Below are 16614 nucleotides of genomic sequence, written 5' to 3'. Positions count from 1 at the left end.
TGGTGCGGACGGGATCAGCCGGTCACCTCATCGAGACCGCGCGCCGCTGACCGCTCGGCGCCGGGGTGCGGCGTGGTCACGGCGGCGACGGGTCAGGACGCTGTGCTGCAGGTGACGCCCAGGAGGCCGAAGTTCACGGTCTTGGTCGCCGAGAGCGGCGACACCCACGGTGCTGTGCCGGCCGTCCCCTGCACACGGTAGGTGGCGCTGCTGATGCCGAGGATCTCCGCGGGTACCTGGTAGCTCTTCGTCGTGACCGTGTCGACCGGCGACGTGACGCCGATCCGGTACACGTTCCATGACGTCGGCTCGGCTGCACCCGCGGGTAGCGGATTGGGGACGTCCCATGTCAGCACGGGGGCGCCGAGGAGGCCACCGCCGTTGCACCCGATCGTCGACGCACCGACCAGGGTCCCCGTGCTGGCCGTGGCGCTGGCGGTCGCTCTGTCGGCGAAGGCGGCGAGGGTGGGCTCGGGGGGAACGGCCGTCAGGGCGGCGGCGAGGGCGAGCACGACGACGGTCGAGACGACGGCTGTGCCGGCTGTGCCGGAGGTGCGGTGCCGACCGGCCGCGTGGCGTGGCCCGTCCTCGTGACCGGCACTCGCCTCCTCGGCTCGACCGTCGTCGGCGGGTCCCGGCTCGGGGGCGGTCGCGGCCAGGTCCTCCGCACGCGGGCGACGGAAGCCGATCATGGCGAGCATGCCGAAGAGCGTGCCGACGACGAACACCCAGCCGGGGGCCAGCGCCTGGTCGACCCACTCGCCGAGGCGCGGGGTCGACCAGAAGACGCGGTCGGCCTCCGCGACGACGACGGGGTCGGGGTCGGTCACCGGGTTCGCGTCGCCCTTGAGGACGAGGGACCGGGAGGCGCCGCCCGCGTCGTCCGTCTCGACCACGCGGTGGGTGACGCGGACGCCGTCCGCGCGGGGGACGCTCACGACGTCGCCGACGGCCACCTCCGCCGCGGGCACCGTCCGCGCGAGCGCGAGCGCGCCGGTGGGGATGTCCGGGGACATGGAGCCGGACCGGAAGATGAGAGGGGTGACGCCGGCGAAGACGGCGAGGGCCGCGGCCGTGAGGCAGACCACGCCGGTGAGGGCCCCGGCCCACAGCACGACCTCGCGGGCGAAGAACCGCGCCCGGGCGTTGCGGCGGGCGTGGTCGACCGGCGGCCGGTCGTGCCGCGCGCGTCCGGGGGAGGACGCCATGCGTGGCTCCCCTCGTCGTGCGTCGGGCAGGTGGATCGTGAGGGGAACGGCGGAGTCGGGCACCCGACGCCGGACTCCGCCGTTCCCGTGTCCGGGCCGCGTCCGCCACGGGTGGCGGGGGCCTCGGGACGCCCGCCCTGGGAGGCGGGGGCTGGGAGGAGCTGCGGGGCAGCTACTGCTGGGTGGCGGTCACCGTCATGGTGGCGGTCACGGTCTTGCCCTGCACCCCGTTGGGGGCGTCGGCGGCCACCTCGGCGCGGACGCAGAGGTACTCGACCTGGTTGACCGCCAGGGGCCGGGCGGCCGCCGTCGCCGGTCCGGCGCTGAGCTTCGTCGTGCTCGCCGTGACCACGGTCGCGGGGGCCGCGGCGAACGTCGCCGAGCTGCACGTCGGAGGAGTGCCGACGCTGTAGGTGCCCGTGCCGAGGCTCGAGACGCCGAAGTTCAGCACCGGCCCGAGCAGGGCGGCGTCCGTGCCGCCGGCGACCGTCGTGTAGGCGTAGTTGAAGGGCAGGTTGCCGCCGTTCCGCACGGTGAGCAGCGAGTACGTCGAGTCGCCCGGCTTCGCGGTGGTCATCGCCAGGCCGGTGAGGGCCGTCGTGACGTCCTGGTCGTTCAGCTTGAGGTCGACGGTGCCCGTGCTGAAGCTGCTGGTCGCGGTGACGCTGTCGGTGAACGCCGCGAGGGTCGCGACGGTCCCGAGCCCGAGCACGGTGCCGAGGGCGAGGACCGCCCTGACCTTGCCCGAGACGGAGAGGCGGTGGGCGCGTGAGGACGCCGTGGCTGCAGACATGCGGGTGTCTCCTGATCCTGATCCTGACCGGTCTGCCGCGAGGGTGGGTCGCGGCCGGTGCGTCTCCGCTGGTGAGGCGGTTCGGCACGAGCTGGTGAGGCTCGTCCGGTGGGTCGAAGATACCAAGGAGGCGCGGCTCGCGCCAGGGGTCGCACCCACCCCCGATGGGGGGCCGAGACCACCCCCTCCCGGCGCGGACGTCGGTGGCCCCGACTACTCTTGTCCCGTGGTCACAGCCCTGTATCGCCGTTACCGGCCAGAGAACTTCGCCGAGCTGATCGGACAGTCGCAGGTGACCGATCCGCTCCGCACGGCGCTGCGCGCCGACCGCGTCAACCACGCCTACCTGTTCAGCGGCCCCCGGGGCTGCGGCAAGACGACGTCGGCCCGCATCCTGGCGCGCTGCCTCAACTGCGCCCAGGGCCCCACCGACACGCCGTGCGGCGTCTGCGACTCGTGCGTCGAGCTCGCGCGCGACGGGGGCGGCTCGCTCGACGTCATCGAGATCGACGCCGCCAGCCACAACGGCGTCGACGACGCTCGCGACATCCGCGACCGCGCCGTGTTCGCCCCGGCGCGCGACCGGTTCAAGATCTTCATCCTCGACGAGGCCCACATGGTCACGCCGCAGGGCTTCAACGCGCTGCTGAAGGTCGTCGAAGAGCCGCCGGAGCACGTCAAGTTCATCTTCGCGACGACCGAGCCCGACAAGGTGATCGGCACGATCCGGTCGCGCACCCACCACTACCCGTTCCGGCTGGTCCCGCCCGCGCAGATGCTCGAGTACGTCCAGCAGCTCGCCGAGAGCGAGGGCGTCGCCGCCGCCCCCGGCGTCCTGCCCCTCGTGGTCCGGGCCGGCGGCGGGTCGGTGCGCGACACCCTCTCGCTGCTCGACCAGCTCATGGCCGGCAGCGAGAGCGGCGGCATCGAGTACGAGCGCGCCGTCGCCCTGCTCGGCTACACGCACGCAGCCCTCCTCGACGACGTCGTGGTCGCCCTGGGGCAGCGCGACGGCGCGGCCGCCTTCGCGGCCGTCGACCGGGTCGTCCAGACGGGCCAGGACCCGAGGCGCTTCGTCGAGGACCTGCTCGAACGGCTCCGCGACCTCATCGTGGTCGGCGCGACCGTCGAGGGCGCCTCCGCCGTGCTGCGCGGCGTCACGCCGGAAGAGCTCGACCGGCTCGTGCAGCAGTCGCACGCCTTCGGCGCCGCCGAGCTCTCGCGCTCGGCCGACGTGGTGAACCGGGCCCTGACCGACATGACGGGCGCCACGTCGCCGCGCCTCCACCTCGAGCTGATGATCGCCCGGGTGCTCGTGCCCGAGGCCGACGAGACGACCCGGGGCGCGCTGGCCCGTGTCGAGCGGCTGGAGCGCCGCGTCGGCGTCGACGGCGCCGCGGGCGACTCAGCCCACCCTGCACGCCCCGTGCAGGCGGCCGTGGCCGCGTCGGCTGCCCCGGCCCGAGGGGCAGGTGCCGCGGGTCAGCAGGCGGGCGGCGGGTCGTCCGCCTCGCAGACGACGGCCGCCGGCCCGGCGGCGACGTCGTCGGACCCCGCCGCGGCCTCGGCGGCCTGGGGCGCCGTCGCCCCCGACGTGCCGAGCACGCCCGCTGCTGATGGCCCTGACGTGTCCCCGGCCGCCTCCGACGGTCCAGCCGCCGCCGACGGTCCGGCCGCCGCCGAGTCGCCCGCGACCGAGCCGGCGACGCCCACGGCCGCGCACTCGGCCGCCTGGGCGCAGACGCCTGCGGTCGAGGGAGCCGTCCCGCCCGGTGCCGGTACGGGCTCCGACGGCTCCGCCTCTCCCGTCGGCCCGGTCTCGCTGCAGCAGATGCGTGACGCCTGGCCCGAGATCGTCGAGGCCGTCGAGAAGGCGCGTCGCACCGCGTGGATGGTCGTGGTCACCGCCTCCGTGCAGGGCTACGCCGACGAGGTGCTCACCCTTGCGTTCCCCAGCTCGCACGACGTCGACGAGTTCAAGAAGCCCCAGGGCGCCGGTGAGGGCGTCAGCGAGTACCTCCGCCGCGCGATCCAGCAGGTGCTCGGCGTCCGGGTCAAGTACATCGCCCGGGTGGAGGGCCCGGCCGACGGCCCGGCCCCGGCGGCCGCCGCGGCCGTGGCTCCGACCGAGCCGGCCCCGGCCCGCGACGAGCCGGGGCCGGTCGTCCCGGACGACAGGGCGACCTCGTCCGCCCTGGCCCCCGAGCCGCAGGCAGCGCCCGCATCCGCTCCGGCTCCGGCCCCGGCGCCTGTGTCGACCCCCTCCACGGCCGCCCCTGCCCCCCGGGAGTCGCGCCCGGCATCGCGGCCTGCGCAGCCCGAGGCGCGGCCGACCGGCCCCGTCACCGGCTGGGACGTCGCGACGATCCCGCAGACGCCCCCGCCCGAGCCCGACGAGCCCGAGTTCATCACGGAGGAGCCGCCCGGCGGCGCCCCCACGGTCGACGCGACGCCGCCGCCCTCCGACGCGGCCCCGGCCGCACCGGCGACGGCGTCGGCCGCTGCCGCAGCACCTGCCTCGGCACCCTCGCCGGCGCAGGGCCCGAGCGCGAGCCAGCGCCGCGCCGCCGCGGGTGACCCCCGACGGGGCATCCCGGCCGGGTCGCGCTACGGCGAGGCCGTCGTCCGCGAGATCCTCGGCGCCCAGTTCATCGAAGAAGAGACGATCGCTCCCCGCGTCACGCCTCAGAGAAGCGAGTAGTCCGTGTACGAGGGCATCGTCCAAGAGCTGATCGACGAGTTCGGCCGCCTCCCGGGCATCGGGCCGAAGTCGGCGCAGCGCATCGCGTTCCACATCCTGCAGACCGAGACGTACGACACGACGCGGCTGTCCGAGCTGCTCGTGGACGTGCGCACCAAGGTCCGGTTCTGTGAGGTCTGCGGCAACGTCACCGAGCAGGAGCGCTGCTCCATCTGCCGCGACCCCCGTCGCTCGCCGGCCACCATCTGCGTGGTCGAGGAGGCGAAGGACGTCCAGGCCATCGAGCGGACCCGCGAGTTCCGCGGCCTCTACCACGTGCTCGGCGGGGCCATCAGCCCGATCGACGGCGTCGGTCCGGACGACCTGCGCATCCGCCAGCTCGTCCAGCGCCTCGCCGACGACACGGTGCAGGAGGTCATCATCGCGACCGACCCCAACCTCGAGGGCGAGGCCACGGCGACCTACCTGTCGCGGATGCTCGCGCCGTTCGGCCTGCGCGTGACGCGTCTCGCGTCGGGACTGCCGGTCGGCGGCGACCTCGAGTACGCCGACGAGGTCACCCTCGGGCGCGCCTTCGAGGGGCGCCGGCTCGTCTCCGAGTAGTCGAGGGGCTCAGGGTCGAGCGGCCCAGGTCCGCCGGTTCAGGGCCGCCGGTTCAGGGCCGGGCGGCTCAGAGCCGTGCGCGGCGGGCGCGGACGAAGCTGTAGAGGCCGAAGGCGATCAGCCCGATCGCCACGACCGACAGCACCACCACACCGGCCGGCAGGCCCGCGAGCGCCTTGAGGGCCCCGTCCAGCCCGCTCGCCTCCTCGGGGTCCGCGGTGATCGCCGCGACGGCGAACAGCACTCCGACGACCGCGATCGCGACGCCCTTCGCGACGTACCCGACGACGCCGAGGGCCACGGACACGCGGCCGGCCGTCCCGGGCGGCACGACGAGGTCCTCACGGAACTCCTGCCGAAGGCCCTTGACGACGAAGTAGACGCCGATCGCGACGACGGCCAGGGCGAGGACGACGAGCAGGACGACCCCGCCGGGCGTCGCGATGAGGCGCGAACTGAGGCTCTGGGTCTGGTCCGAGCTGTCCGACGACCCGCCTCGGGCGAAAGTGAACGCAGTGACGCCGACGGCGAGGTAGGCGACGCCCTTGCCGCCCTCCTTCGCCCGGTCGGCCCACGCCTCCTTGTCGGCGCCCCGCACCAAGGCGGCCTCGAGCAGCTGGAACAGGCCGAGGGCCCACAGCCCGATGACGACCACCCAGAGCACGACGGCTCCGCCCGGGCGGGAGGCGAGCTGGCCGAGGGCACCGCCCTGGTCGGCCTCGCCGCCGCCGCCCGCCGCGACGCCGAGGGCGATGCCGCCGATCAGCACGTGGAGCAGCCCGTTCATCGCGAAGCCCACCCGCGCGAGCGTGCGGAGGGCGCGGCTGTCCTGGAGGCGGCTGGCGGATCCGCGGGCGTCCGCGACGGCGTCGGTCATGCCCCCACGCTAGAGGTCGCGAGAGCCGTCACTCCGGCCGACCCTGGGGACGAGGAGGCGGTCGTCCCCCTGCTGGTCGCGACCGGTCGTCACACGGGCCGGGCACCTCCTAGAATCGTCGGACGCAGGCGCCGCCAGCCCGACCGCGAGCGCCTCCTCGTCCTGTCCGCCCCGTTCCGTCCACCTCCTGGAGTCGCCACCGTGAGCTTGATCGTGCAGAAATTCGGCGGGTCCTCGGTCGCCGACGCCGAGAGCATCAAGCGCGTCGCCAAGCGCATCGTCGAGACGCGCAAGGCCGGCAACGACGTCGTCGTGGCGGTGAGCGCCATGGGCGACACGACCGACGAGCTGCTCGACCTCGCGGCCGAGGTGACCCCGATGCCCGGCGGGCGCGAGCTCGACATGCTGCTCACCGCGGGCGAGCGCATCAGCATGGCCCTGCTCGCCATGGCGATCCGCAGCCAGGGCGTCGAGGCCCGGTCGTACACGGGCAGCCAGGCCGGCATGATCACGGACGCCCAGCACGGCAGGGCGCGCATCGTCGACGTCACGCCGGGCCGCATCCGCGAGGCGCTGGACGCCGGGTCGGTCGCGATCGTCGCCGGCTTCCAGGGCTTCAACAGGAGCACCGGCGACATCACGACGCTCGGGCGGGGCGGCTCCGACACGACCGCCGTGGCCCTCGCCGCGGCCCTCGACGCCGACGTCTGCGAGATCTACACCGACGTCGACGGCATCTTCACGGCCGACCCCCGCGTCGTGCCCCGCGCCCGCAAGCTCGACCGCATCACGAGCGAGGAGATGCTCGAGCTCGCCGCCGCCGGTTCGAAGGTCCTCTACATCCGTGCCGTCGAGTACGCCCGACGCCACGGCGTCACCCTGCACGTCCGCTCGTCGTTCCACAACGGCGAGGGCACCTTGGTCGTCAACCCGAAAGAGGGAGAGAACGTGGAAGAGCCCATCATCAGCGGTGTCGCGGGCGACCTGAGCGAGGCCAAGGTCACGGTCGTCGGCGTCCCCGACGTCCCCGGCAAGGCCGCCCAGATCTTCCGCACCGTCGCCAAGACGAGCGCGAACATCGACATGATCGTGCAGAACGTCTCGGCGGCGTCGACCAGCCGCACCGACATCTCGTTCACGCTGCCGAAGTCCGAGGGGTCGGTCGTCCTCAACGCGCTCGAGTCCGACCGTGCCGAGATCGGCTTCGAGTCGCTCCAGTACGACGACCAGATCGGCAAGCTGGCCCTCGTCGGTGCCGGCATGCGCACGAACGCCGGCGTCTCCGCCCGCCTCTTCACCGCCCTGTTCGAGGCCGGGATCAACATCGAGATGATCTCGACCAGCGAGATCCGCATCTCGGTCGTGACGCGCGCCGACACCCTCGCCGAGGCCCTCCGGGTCGTCCACACGGCCTTCGAGCTCGACGCCGACGTCGAGGCCGTCGTCTGGGGCGGCACCGGTCGCTGACCGGCGCGTCCGCGACGACCCTCCCCGGTCACCATCCCCCACCCTCACCACCCCCAGGAGCACGAGATGTCTGAAGGTCTGCGCGTCGGCGTGGTCGGCGCCACCGGCCAGGTCGGCAAGGTCATGCGGAAGCTGCTCGCCGAGCGCGAGTTCCCGATCGCCGAGATCCGCTTCTTCGCCACGGCGCGCTCGGCAGGGACGACCCTGCCGTTCCGCGGCGTCGACGTCGTCGTCGAGGACGTCGAGACGGCCGACCCGAGAGGGCTCGACATCGCGCTCTTCTCGGCCGGCGCCACCGGCAGCCGGGCGCACGCCCCCCGCTTCGCCGAGGCCGGCGTGCTCGTCATCGACAACTCGAGCGCCTGGCGGATGGACCCGGAGGTGCCGCTCGTCGTCAGCGAGGTCAACCCCCACGCGATCGACCAGGCCGTCAAGGGCATCGTCGCCAACCCGAACTGCACCACCATGGCCGCGATGCCGGTGCTCAAGGTCCTCGACGCCGAGGCGACGCTCGAGCGTCTGATCGTCAGCACGTACCAGGCCGTCAGCGGCAGCGGCCTCGCGGGCGCCGACGAGCTGCTCGGCCAGGCACGCGCGGCTCTCGAGGGCGACGCCGCGGGCCTCGTCCACGACGGAGGCGCGGTGCAGATGCCGCAGCCGGCGGTCTACGTGCGCCCCATCGCCTTCGACGTCATCCCGCTCGCCGGCTCGATCGTCGACGACGGCCTCGACGAGACCGACGAGGAGAAGAAGCTCCGCAACGAGAGCCGCAAGATCCTCGAGCGGCCCGACCTGCTCGTCAGCGGCACCTGCGTGCGCGTCCCCGTCTTCACGGGCCACTCCCTGTCGATCAACGCCGAGTTCGCGACCGAGCTCACTGCCGCCCGGGCGCGTGAGCTGCTGGCGGACGCCCCCGGCGTCGTCCTCACCGACGTGCCCACGCCCCTCGAGGCCGCGGGCAAGGACCCGTCGTTCGTCGGACGCGTCCGTCAGGACGAGGGCGTTCCCGGCAACCGCGGCATCGCCCTCTTCATCAGCAACGACAACCTCCGCAAGGGCGCTGCGCTGAACGCCGTGCAGATCGCCGAGATCGTCGCGGCGAGTCGTCTCGCGACGGCGTAGGTCCCGCCACCGAACCTGCGCCTCCGTCGCTCCGAAGACCGGGCATGACCCGTCTCGTGCCCGGCCTCGTCGCCCTGTTCGCCGCTGCAGCCGCCGTCCTGACGGGCTGCGCCGGGCCCGTCACGGACGGCCCGGCCGCCTCGTCGGCGGTCCCGGAGGGCGACGGCCCGGTCGTGGCCTTCTACGGCGACTCGTACACCCTCGGCACGGGAGCGTCCGATGAGTCGCACCGCTGGTCGACGATCGTCAGCGAGGAGCGCGGCTGGCGCGAGTACAACCCGAGCGTCAACGGGCTCGGCTTCGTCAACCACCGCACGTCGTTCGAGGGCGGCGACCTGCCCGGCCTCGTCATCGACGCCGAGCCGGACATCGTGTTCGTCACGATGGGGCTGAACGACTCCTTCTCGTACGACGCCCGCGCCGACGAGATCTACGCCCAGATCGGCGACGACCTCGACCGCATCGCGTCCGCCCTGCCCGATGCGCGCCTCGTCGTCGTCGAGCCGTTCTGGTACACCGACGATCGACCGGCGAGCGTCGACGTCATCGGCGGCTGGGTCCACGACGCGGCCGACGAGGTCGACGCGGACTGGGTGCCGGGCGCCTCCCGGTGGCTCGAGGGGCACCCCGAGTGGATGGCCGCGGACGGGCTGCACCCGAACGACCAGGGCTACGCGGAGATGGCGCGGCGGATGGACGCCGAGCTGACGACCCTCGGGCTCTGAGCGGTCGGGCTGGCCGTCGCCGTCGCCGTCGCTGTCTCGCTGAGCTCGTCGTCGAGCCGGGCGCCGGTCCGCACCCAGACGCCGCGCCTAGACTGCACCTCGTGACCGAAGCATCGAAGGCAACGAAGCCCGTCGACGTCGCCCTCATCGGGGCCGGCGTCATGAGCGCCACGTTGGGCGCCATGATCAAGCAGCTCGAGCCCACCTGGACGATCCAGGTCTACGAGGCTCTGGGCGACGTCGCCCAGGAGTCGAGCAACCCCTGGAACAACGCGGGCACCGGCCACTCCGCCCTCTGCGAGCTCAACTACACGCCCGAGCGCGCCGACGGCACGATCGACACGAGCAGCGCGGTCAAGGTCAACGAGCAGTTCCAGGTCTCACGCCAGTTCTGGTCGTTCCTCGTCGCCGAGGGCGCCCTGCCCGAGCCGTCCGCCTTCATCAACTCGACGCCGCACATGAGCTTCGTCTGGGGCGAGGCCAACGTCGAGTACCTGCGCAAGCGGCACGAGGCGCTGCGGGGCCACCCGCTGTTCGCCGGCATGGAGTTCAGCACCGACGCCTCCGTCATCCGCTCGTGGGCCCCGTCCCTCATCCTGGGCCGCGCGAAGGACCAGCCGATCGCCGCGACCCGCATCGAGGCCGGCACCGACGTCGACTTCGGCAGCCTCACGCGCCTCCTGCTCACCTACCTCGAGGAGAACGAGGCGCGCATCGAGCTCGACCACCGGGTCACCGGCCTGACGAAGCTCGCCGACGGCACGTGGCGGGTCGCGATGCGCCGTCAGGTCGGCGGCACGCCCACGAGCGTCGACGCCCGGTTCGTCTTCGTCGGCGCCGGGGGAGGCGCGCTGCACCTGCTGCAGAAGTCGGGCATCGACGAGATCAAGGGCTTCGGCGGGTTCCCCGTCAGCGGCGAGTTCCTCCGGACCGACGACCCGGCCGTCGTGGCGAAGCACGCCGCGAAGGTCTACGGCAAGGCCGCCGTCGGCTCGCCCCCGATGTCGGTCCCGCACCTCGACACCCGCGTCGTGGACGGGCAGGCGAGCCTGATGTTCGGGCCGTACGCCGGCTTCAGTCCGAAGTTCCTCAAGAACGGCTCGTGGTTCGACCTCTTCGCCTCGATCCGGCCGCACAACCTGTACCCGATGATCCGGGCCGGGCTGGCGAACCTCTCGCTCGTCAAGTACCTGGTCGGCCAGCTGATGGCGAGCAGCGACAGCAAGTTCGAGTCGCTGCGGGAGTTCATGCCCGACGCCGACCCGGCCGACTGGTACCGCATCACCGCGGGCCAGCGCGTGCAGGTGATCAAGAAAGACCGGAAGAAGGGCGGGGTGCTGCAGTTCGGCACCGAGGTCGTCTCGGCGGCGGACGGCACGATCGCGGGCCTCCTCGGGGCCTCGCCGGGCGCCTCCACCGCCGTCCCGATCATGCTGTCGGTGCTCGAGCGCTGCTTCCCCGACCGGATCGCCGGGTGGACCCCGACGCTCCGCCGCATGGTCCCGACCTACGGCGACCAGCTCGCCGACGACGAGGCGCGCGCCGCCGCGACGCTCGGGGCCACCGCCGAGGCCCTGCGCATCCACGCGTAGCGGCTCGATCCGCCGCGCGGCCTGCCGAGCCGAGCTGAGGAGGCGCGGACCGCTCCCGGCTTGACGTCCGATCGAACATGTGTTCGACTCTCGTCATGAGGTGGAGCGAACAGGCGACGACGGCGACCGACTCGTCGGCGCTGCCCGGCCTGGCCAAGCTGTCGAACCTGGTCGCCTCGGTCACGACGCCCGAGTTCGCGGGGGTGACGTTCCACGAGATCCTCGCGAGGAGCGCCCTGAACCGCGTGCCGGGCAGCGACTCCGCCTTGCCCTTCGGCTGGACGATCAACCCCTACCGCGGCTGCAGCCACGCCTGCGTCTACTGCTTCGCCCGTCCGACGCACGAGTACCTCGACCTCGACGGTGGCGACGACTTCGACCGGCAGATCGTCGTCAAGGTGAACGTCGCCGAGGTGCTGTCCCGAGAGCTGCGTCGCCCGACGTGGCAGCGCCACCCCGTCGCGCTCGGCACGAACACCGACCCGTACCAGCGCGCCGAGGGCAAGTACCGGCTCATGCCGGGCATCATCGCGGCCCTGGCCGACTCGGGCACCCCGTTCAGCATCCTGACCAAGGGCACCCTGCTGAGGCGTGACCTGCCGCTCCTCGTCGAGGCGGCCCAGCACGTGCCGGTCGACATCGCGATGTCGATCGCGATCCACGACGACGACCTCCAGCAGTCGGTCGAGCCGGGCACGCCGACCACGGCCGCGCGTCTCGCGACCGTCCGCGCGGCGACCGACGCGGGGCTCCGCTGCTCCGTCTTCATGATGCCCGTCCTGCCGTGGCTGACCGACGACCTCGACCACCTGCACCGGGCCCTGGCGGCCGTGCGCGCCTCCGGGGCGACGAGCCTGCTGTACTCGGCCCTGCACCTCAAGCCCGGCGTCAAGGAGTGGTGGTCCGCCTGGCTCGAGCGCGAGCACCCCGAGCTCGTCACGCGGTACCGCGACATGTACGCGACGAGCACCTACGCGCCCCTCGGCTACCGCAAGTGGCTCGCAGCCCGCATGCGGCCCCTCCTGGCCGAGCACGGGCTCGAGCACGGCACGGCCGACCCAGCGACGGGCTCCACCCGCTCGAGCGCCCTCGACGACGCGGCGGCGGCCCGGGGCACGCTCGGGTTCGGCTCGGACGGACGGCCGCGGTCGCTCATCGCCCACGAGCTGCCGGGCGGTGCGCGGTCGTCTCAGCCACGTCTGTTCTGACCGCGGCAGAGCTCGTCGTCCGTCCGTCCCCGGGGTCGGGGCACAGCCGCCCCGGTGGCTCGGCCCCGTCCCGCGGGGTGACCCTAGATAACGGGGTACAGGACGAGTCCTCGTTCTGGCATGATCGTCCTGCCCGACACGTCGACCAGGAGGGGGCCGCCATGCTGCTCGGCCTCCCCGCACACCTCGTCCCGCCGACCGTGGGCCGGGCGCTGTCCCGTGCCTGCCACGTCATCGCGAGCGTCGTCCTCGCGAGTGCCGGCCTGCTCCTGATCGTGAACCAGGTCGCCGAGCCGTCGTACCTGCTCTGGCCTGCCCTCGTGGCGTTGTTGCCGATGCTCGGCATGCTCTTCGTCGTCGAGAAGTTCCGCAGCACGACCGCCGTGCTCGCGTACCTCGCCATCGGCTCGGCGTGCCTCTACTGGTACGCCGTGACCCTGTTCGCGCAGATACCGTCGGTCCAGGCGTCCGACGCCTTCTCGCTCTCCCTGCCGAAGATCGCCCTCGTCATGGTCGGCGGCAGCGGGCTGCGTTCGCGGGGCAGCCTGCTCTGGGCCACCGCCGGCTTCGCCCTGGGGGAGCTCGTCACACAGCTGGCGACCTGGCAGACCGGCGCGACGCCGCGTCTCGACGTCGCGGTCCTCTTCGCGTGGCTCCTCGTGTCCGTGACGGCGGCGTCGTCCCTGCTCGCACGGGGACGGGTCGCCCGTGCACAGCCGAGCCTGCACCGGGCGGCATTCGACCAGCAGAAGCAGGCCATCCGTCACGACGTCGAGCAGCAGGCGTCGGCACTGCTGCACGACACGGTGCTGAACCACCTCGCCTCCATCGCGGCCGGTGGGCCCGGCCCGCTCGACCCGGCGACCGCGGCCTCGATGGCCACCGACCTCGAGGTGCTCGTCGGCCAGGAGTGGCTCGTCGACGATCCCGGCACCCCGGCCTCGGCGACGACCGGGCCGGGCGACTGGACGACCACCGAGCTGGGCCACGCCGTCGCACGGGCGCGCGAGGGCGGGCTCGAGGTCGGCGTCACGGGAGACCTCGGGGCCGTGACGCGGTTGGCGCCCGCGGTCTGCCGCGCCCTGGGCCTCGCCGTGGCCCAGTGCCTGACGAACGTCGCCGTGCACAGCGGCACCGAGCGTGCCGAGGTGGTCGTGTACGGCGACGGCGTCGACCTGACGGTGATGATCATCGACGACGGGATCGGCTTCGACGCCGCGACGACCGCGCCCGACAGGCTCGGGCTCAAGAACTCGGTCGAGGCCAGGACGGCCAGGGTCGGCGGGTCGGCTCAGATCTGGTCGTCTCCCGGCAGCGGCACGTCGGTCATGCTCCGCGTCCCGGTCGCACCGGCCGCGCCGGCCGCGCCGGCCGCGCCGGCCGTCCCGATCGCACCGGCCGCACCGGCCGAACCGGTCGTCCCGGTCGTCCCGCCCGGTGCGGGGACGGGGGCTGCCCCGGTCATCGCCGATCCCGGCCCCGTCGACCTGGCGCCGCGCGCCGCCGGCGGGGGAGCACCGTGAACCGCCGCAGCCCGCAGCAGGTCGATCCGCTCGGCGCCCTCAGCTCCCGTCCCGTCACGGCGCTCGCCGCGGTGGCGGCCGTCGTCTACGCGACGGTGTCGACCGTGATCACGCGCGACGAGATCGTGATGCCCGTCGCCGCCGTCGGGGCCCTCACGGCGCTCGGGGCGGCCGGCGTCGTCCTGGTGCTCGCGTCGAGCCCGCTCCGGGCCCCGCTCACCCGCTCCTCGGTCGCGGGAGTGGTCGTGCTGGGCTCGATCGCTGCCGTCCTCGCCGCCGTCGCCTCCGCCGGCCACAACTCCATGGTCCGCGACGACTGGGCCTCCCTCGCCGTCGGGCTCCTCCTCGTCGGCCTGGCGCCGTACCGGCCCGCGCTCGACCTCGTGGTCGCCGGGCTGGTCTCCGCCGCGGTCCTCACGGCGATCGTGCTCGTCGAGAGCGAGGCGTTCCTCACCGACGTCCCCGTCCTGGTGTTCGTCGTGGTCGCCGTGACCCCGGTGCTGGCGCTCTCGCTCGCCGGGGCGTCGTTCTCGGCCGCCTTCACGACCCTGGTGGAGCGCTGGATCGCGGGCGCCTCCTCGGCTCGTCAGGCCAGCGCCGACGAGTTCCGCTCGAGCGTCGCCCGGAGCGTGCAGCAGGACCGGGTGACCATCCTCAACCGCGACGTCGCGCCGTTCTTCGGCGAGGTCGTCGCCGCGGGCGTCGTGACGGAGGCGGACGTCGAGCGGGCTCGGCACATCAGCGCCGACCTCCGCAGCACCATGGTCGCCGAGGCGGACCGGAGCTGGCTCGAGCAGGTGCTGGCCGATCCCTCCACCCGCGTGTCCGGGGTCGTCGTCGACGTCGGTCGGGCAGCTGGTCGGATGACGTCCGCGCACCGCACGTCGCTGCGTGCCCTGCTCGTCGCCTTCGGCGAGAGCGACGCCGTGCAGCCCGACACCGTCCGCATCGAGCTCGAGCAGGGGCTGGACGCCGAGGAGGAGCGGGTCGAGGCCCGCATCAGCGTCGCCACCGCCTCGTCCGAGTCCGCAGTCCGCCACCGTTTCGCGCCCTACCTCGCCGTCGTGCGGATCGTCTTCGACGACCTGCAGGTCGATCCCGCCCCGCCCCTCCTGACACTAAGGTTTTCTTATGACCAGCACTGAGCCGAGCGGCCGCTCGTCCCTCCGTCCGGGCTTCGGCCGGCCAGCCGCCGCCCCGTCGTGGAGCACGGTCGGGCCTGGTTCCGAGGGGCCCGCCACCCGTCGCGTCCGCCTCGCCATCCTCGACGACCACGAGGTCCTGCTCGACAGCCTGTCGAGCTGGATCAACGTCAACGCCTACGACTTCGACCTTGTCCTCACGGCGCACACCTGGCTCCAGCTCGTGCACAGCGACAACTTTCCCACCGACCTCGTCTTCCTCGACTTCCAGCTGAAGGAGCCGGTCTCCATCGAGGCCCGGGTCCGCACCTGCCGGGCGGCCGGCGCCAAGGTGATCGTGCTGTCGAGCCTCGACACGCGCGAGTCGCGCGAGCGCGCGCTCGACGCGGGTGCGTCGGCGTTCCTCTCGAAGGCGCTGCCGATGCGCGAGGTCATGGACGCAGCCCGCCAGGTCATGGGCGTGGCTCGTGACGCGTCGCCCCAGCGCGACTGGCGCCCGTTGCCGGTGGGTGCCGCGAACCAGAGCCGCCCGAAGCTCAGCGCAGGCGAGTCGGAGGCGTTCCGCCTCTACGTGTCCGGCTTCAGCACCAACGAGGTCGCAGCCCAGATGAACGTGCAGTACGAGACGGCGAAGACCTACCTCCGTCGCGTCCGCGAGAAGTACGCGAAGGCGAACAGGCCTGCGAGCAAGAAGTCAGAGCTGATCCGTCGTGCGGCGGAGGACGGCTACCTCCAGTAGTGGCGAAGCTGTACTTCCGCTACGGCGCGATGAACAGCGGCAAGAGCACCGCGTTGCTCCAGGCCGCGTACAACTACGAGGAACGCGGCCAGCGCGTCCTGCTGGCGAAGCCGCGCGTCGACACCAAGGGAGACGACGCGATCGTCTCCCGGCTGGGCGTCACCCGGCCCGTGGACGTCACGTTCGGTCCTGACGACGACGTGCGCGAGGTGTTCTGCCGCTCGCGTGAGCGCGTCCGGGCCGAGACGGGGACCGACCTGTCGTGCCTGCTCGTCGACGAGGTGCAGTTCCTCGCTCCGGTCCAGGTGGACGACCTGCTGCGCATCGCCGTCCTCGAGGGAGTCCCCGTCCTCGCGTACGGGATCAGGACGGACTTCCGGACGATCGCCTTCCCGGGCAGTCGCCGGCTCCTGGAGGTGGCGCACTCGCTCGAGGAGCTCAAGACCATCTGTCGGTGCGGCCGCAAGGCGGTCTTCAACGCGCGCAAGGTGGGCGACCGCTTCGTCTTCGACGGTGACCAGGTCGCCATCGACGGGCGGGAGGTCACGTACGAGTCGCTCTGCGCCGCCTGCTACCTCGCCGAGAGCGACGGCCGTCTCGCCTGACCCCGGGGGCGCAGACGTGGTCGTGGGGCGGGCGGGGACCGCCCCACCGAGAGGCACAGGAGAAAGGCCAGACCTGAAGGGTCTGGCCTTTTCGTACGGTGTGGGGCGGGCGGGGACCGCCCCACCAGCAGGCACAAGAAAAATGGCCGGACCCGAAGGGTCCAGCCATTTTTCGTCGGGGTAGCGGGATTCGAACCCACGACCTCCTCGTCCCGAACGAGGCGCGCTACCAAGCTGCGCCACACCCCGAGGTGTCGCTCGGCCCGAGGGCCGAGTGGAGCAACCTGACAAGGATAGCGGATCTTTGGA

14 protein-coding genes and 1 tRNA gene are annotated in these 16614 nt (G+C 72.9%); 11 read left to right on the top strand and 4 right to left on the bottom strand.

The features are described 5' to 3' along the window. Positions 1-92: 92 nt before the first annotated feature. Both ITJ48_RS05460 and ITJ48_RS05455 read right to left on the bottom strand, forming a co-directional pair. Complete coding sequence (locus ITJ48_RS05460) at positions 93-1208, bottom strand: signal peptidase I (RefSeq protein WP_194612724.1); 1116 nt, start codon at positions 1206-1208, stop codon at positions 93-95. 172 nt (positions 1209-1380) lie between these two features. Beyond that, a complete protein-coding gene (locus tag ITJ48_RS05455; RefSeq protein WP_194612723.1) occupies positions 1381-2001 on the bottom strand; it encodes a TasA family protein in 621 nt (206 codons plus the stop codon). A gap of 226 nt (positions 2002-2227) precedes the next feature. Between ITJ48_RS05455 and ITJ48_RS05450 the strand changes: the two genes are divergently transcribed. Both ITJ48_RS05450 and recR read left to right on the top strand, forming a co-directional pair. Beyond that, positions 2228-4702: a DNA polymerase III subunit gamma and tau gene (locus tag ITJ48_RS05450; RefSeq protein WP_194612722.1), complete on the top strand. Its 2475-nt coding sequence runs from the start codon at positions 2228-2230 to the stop codon at positions 4700-4702. A 3-nt stretch (positions 4703-4705) separates the two neighbouring features. Next, entirely contained in the window at positions 4706-5305 is a 600-nt protein-coding gene (recR, locus tag ITJ48_RS05445) for a recombination mediator RecR (RefSeq protein WP_133737854.1), read from the top strand. A gap of 67 nt (positions 5306-5372) precedes the next feature. Here the strand turns inward: recR and ITJ48_RS05440 are convergent, their stop codons facing one another. Next, entirely contained in the window at positions 5373-6182 is an 810-nt protein-coding gene (locus ITJ48_RS05440; RefSeq protein WP_194612721.1) for a DUF1206 domain-containing protein, read from the bottom strand. A 201-nt stretch (positions 6183-6383) separates the two neighbouring features. Here ITJ48_RS05440 and ITJ48_RS05435 point away from each other — a divergent pair, with 201 nt between their 5' ends. The 9 genes from ITJ48_RS05435 to ITJ48_RS05395 all read left to right on the top strand — a co-directional run bounded on the left by ITJ48_RS05435 (position 6384) and on the right by ITJ48_RS05395 (position 16305). Beyond that, on the top strand, positions 6384-7649 hold the full coding sequence (locus ITJ48_RS05435; RefSeq protein WP_194612720.1) for an aspartate kinase: 1266 nt from the start codon (positions 6384-6386) through the stop codon (positions 7647-7649). Between the two features lie 66 nt (positions 7650-7715). Beyond that, positions 7716-8771: an aspartate-semialdehyde dehydrogenase gene (locus ITJ48_RS05430; protein WP_194612719.1), complete on the top strand. Its 1056-nt coding sequence runs from the start codon at positions 7716-7718 to the stop codon at positions 8769-8771. A gap of 44 nt (positions 8772-8815) precedes the next feature. Further along, complete coding sequence (locus tag ITJ48_RS05425; RefSeq protein WP_194612718.1) at positions 8816-9496, top strand: SGNH/GDSL hydrolase family protein; 681 nt, start codon at positions 8816-8818, stop codon at positions 9494-9496. A 101-nt stretch (positions 9497-9597) separates the two neighbouring features. After that, complete coding sequence (locus tag ITJ48_RS05420) at positions 9598-11088, top strand: malate:quinone oxidoreductase (RefSeq protein WP_194612717.1); 1491 nt, start codon at positions 9598-9600, stop codon at positions 11086-11088. Positions 11089-11183: 95 nt separating this feature from the next. Further along, entirely contained in the window at positions 11184-12296 is a 1113-nt protein-coding gene (locus ITJ48_RS05415) for an Rv2578c family radical SAM protein (RefSeq protein ID WP_194612716.1), read from the top strand. A gap of 161 nt (positions 12297-12457) precedes the next feature. Then, the gene (locus ITJ48_RS05410; protein WP_194612715.1) at positions 12458-13819 is read left to right on the top strand and encodes a sensor histidine kinase; all 1362 of its coding nucleotides are present in this window, start codon (positions 12458-12460) and stop codon (positions 13817-13819) included. Further along, on the top strand, positions 13816-14964 hold the full coding sequence (locus tag ITJ48_RS05405; RefSeq protein WP_194612714.1) for a hypothetical protein: 1149 nt from the start codon (positions 13816-13818) through the stop codon (positions 14962-14964). The genes ITJ48_RS05410 and ITJ48_RS05405 overlap by 4 nt, the downstream gene beginning before the upstream one ends. Then, the gene (locus ITJ48_RS05400) at positions 14951-15700 is read left to right on the top strand and encodes a response regulator (protein WP_123546650.1); all 750 of its coding nucleotides are present in this window, start codon (positions 14951-14953) and stop codon (positions 15698-15700) included. Before ITJ48_RS05405 ends, ITJ48_RS05400 begins: the two co-directional genes overlap by 14 nt. Further along, the gene (locus ITJ48_RS05395; RefSeq protein ID WP_194612713.1) at positions 15700-16305 is read left to right on the top strand and encodes a thymidine kinase; all 606 of its coding nucleotides are present in this window, start codon (positions 15700-15702) and stop codon (positions 16303-16305) included. Before ITJ48_RS05400 ends, ITJ48_RS05395 begins: the two co-directional genes overlap by 1 nt. Positions 16306-16480: 175 nt before the next feature. On the opposite strand, the gene ITJ48_RS05390 is transcribed toward ITJ48_RS05395, so the two are convergent. Further along, positions 16481-16554: transfer RNA gene (locus tag ITJ48_RS05390), tRNA-Pro, on the bottom strand. Positions 16555-16614: the final 60 nt, after the last annotated feature.

The organism is Frigoribacterium sp. VKM Ac-2530 (assembly GCF_015350835.1).
Lineage (GTDB): Bacteria > Actinomycetota > Actinomycetes > Actinomycetales > Microbacteriaceae > Frigoribacterium.
The sequence above is the reverse complement of the archived record's forward strand: the minus strand, read 5'-3'. Positions and strand labels throughout refer to the sequence as shown.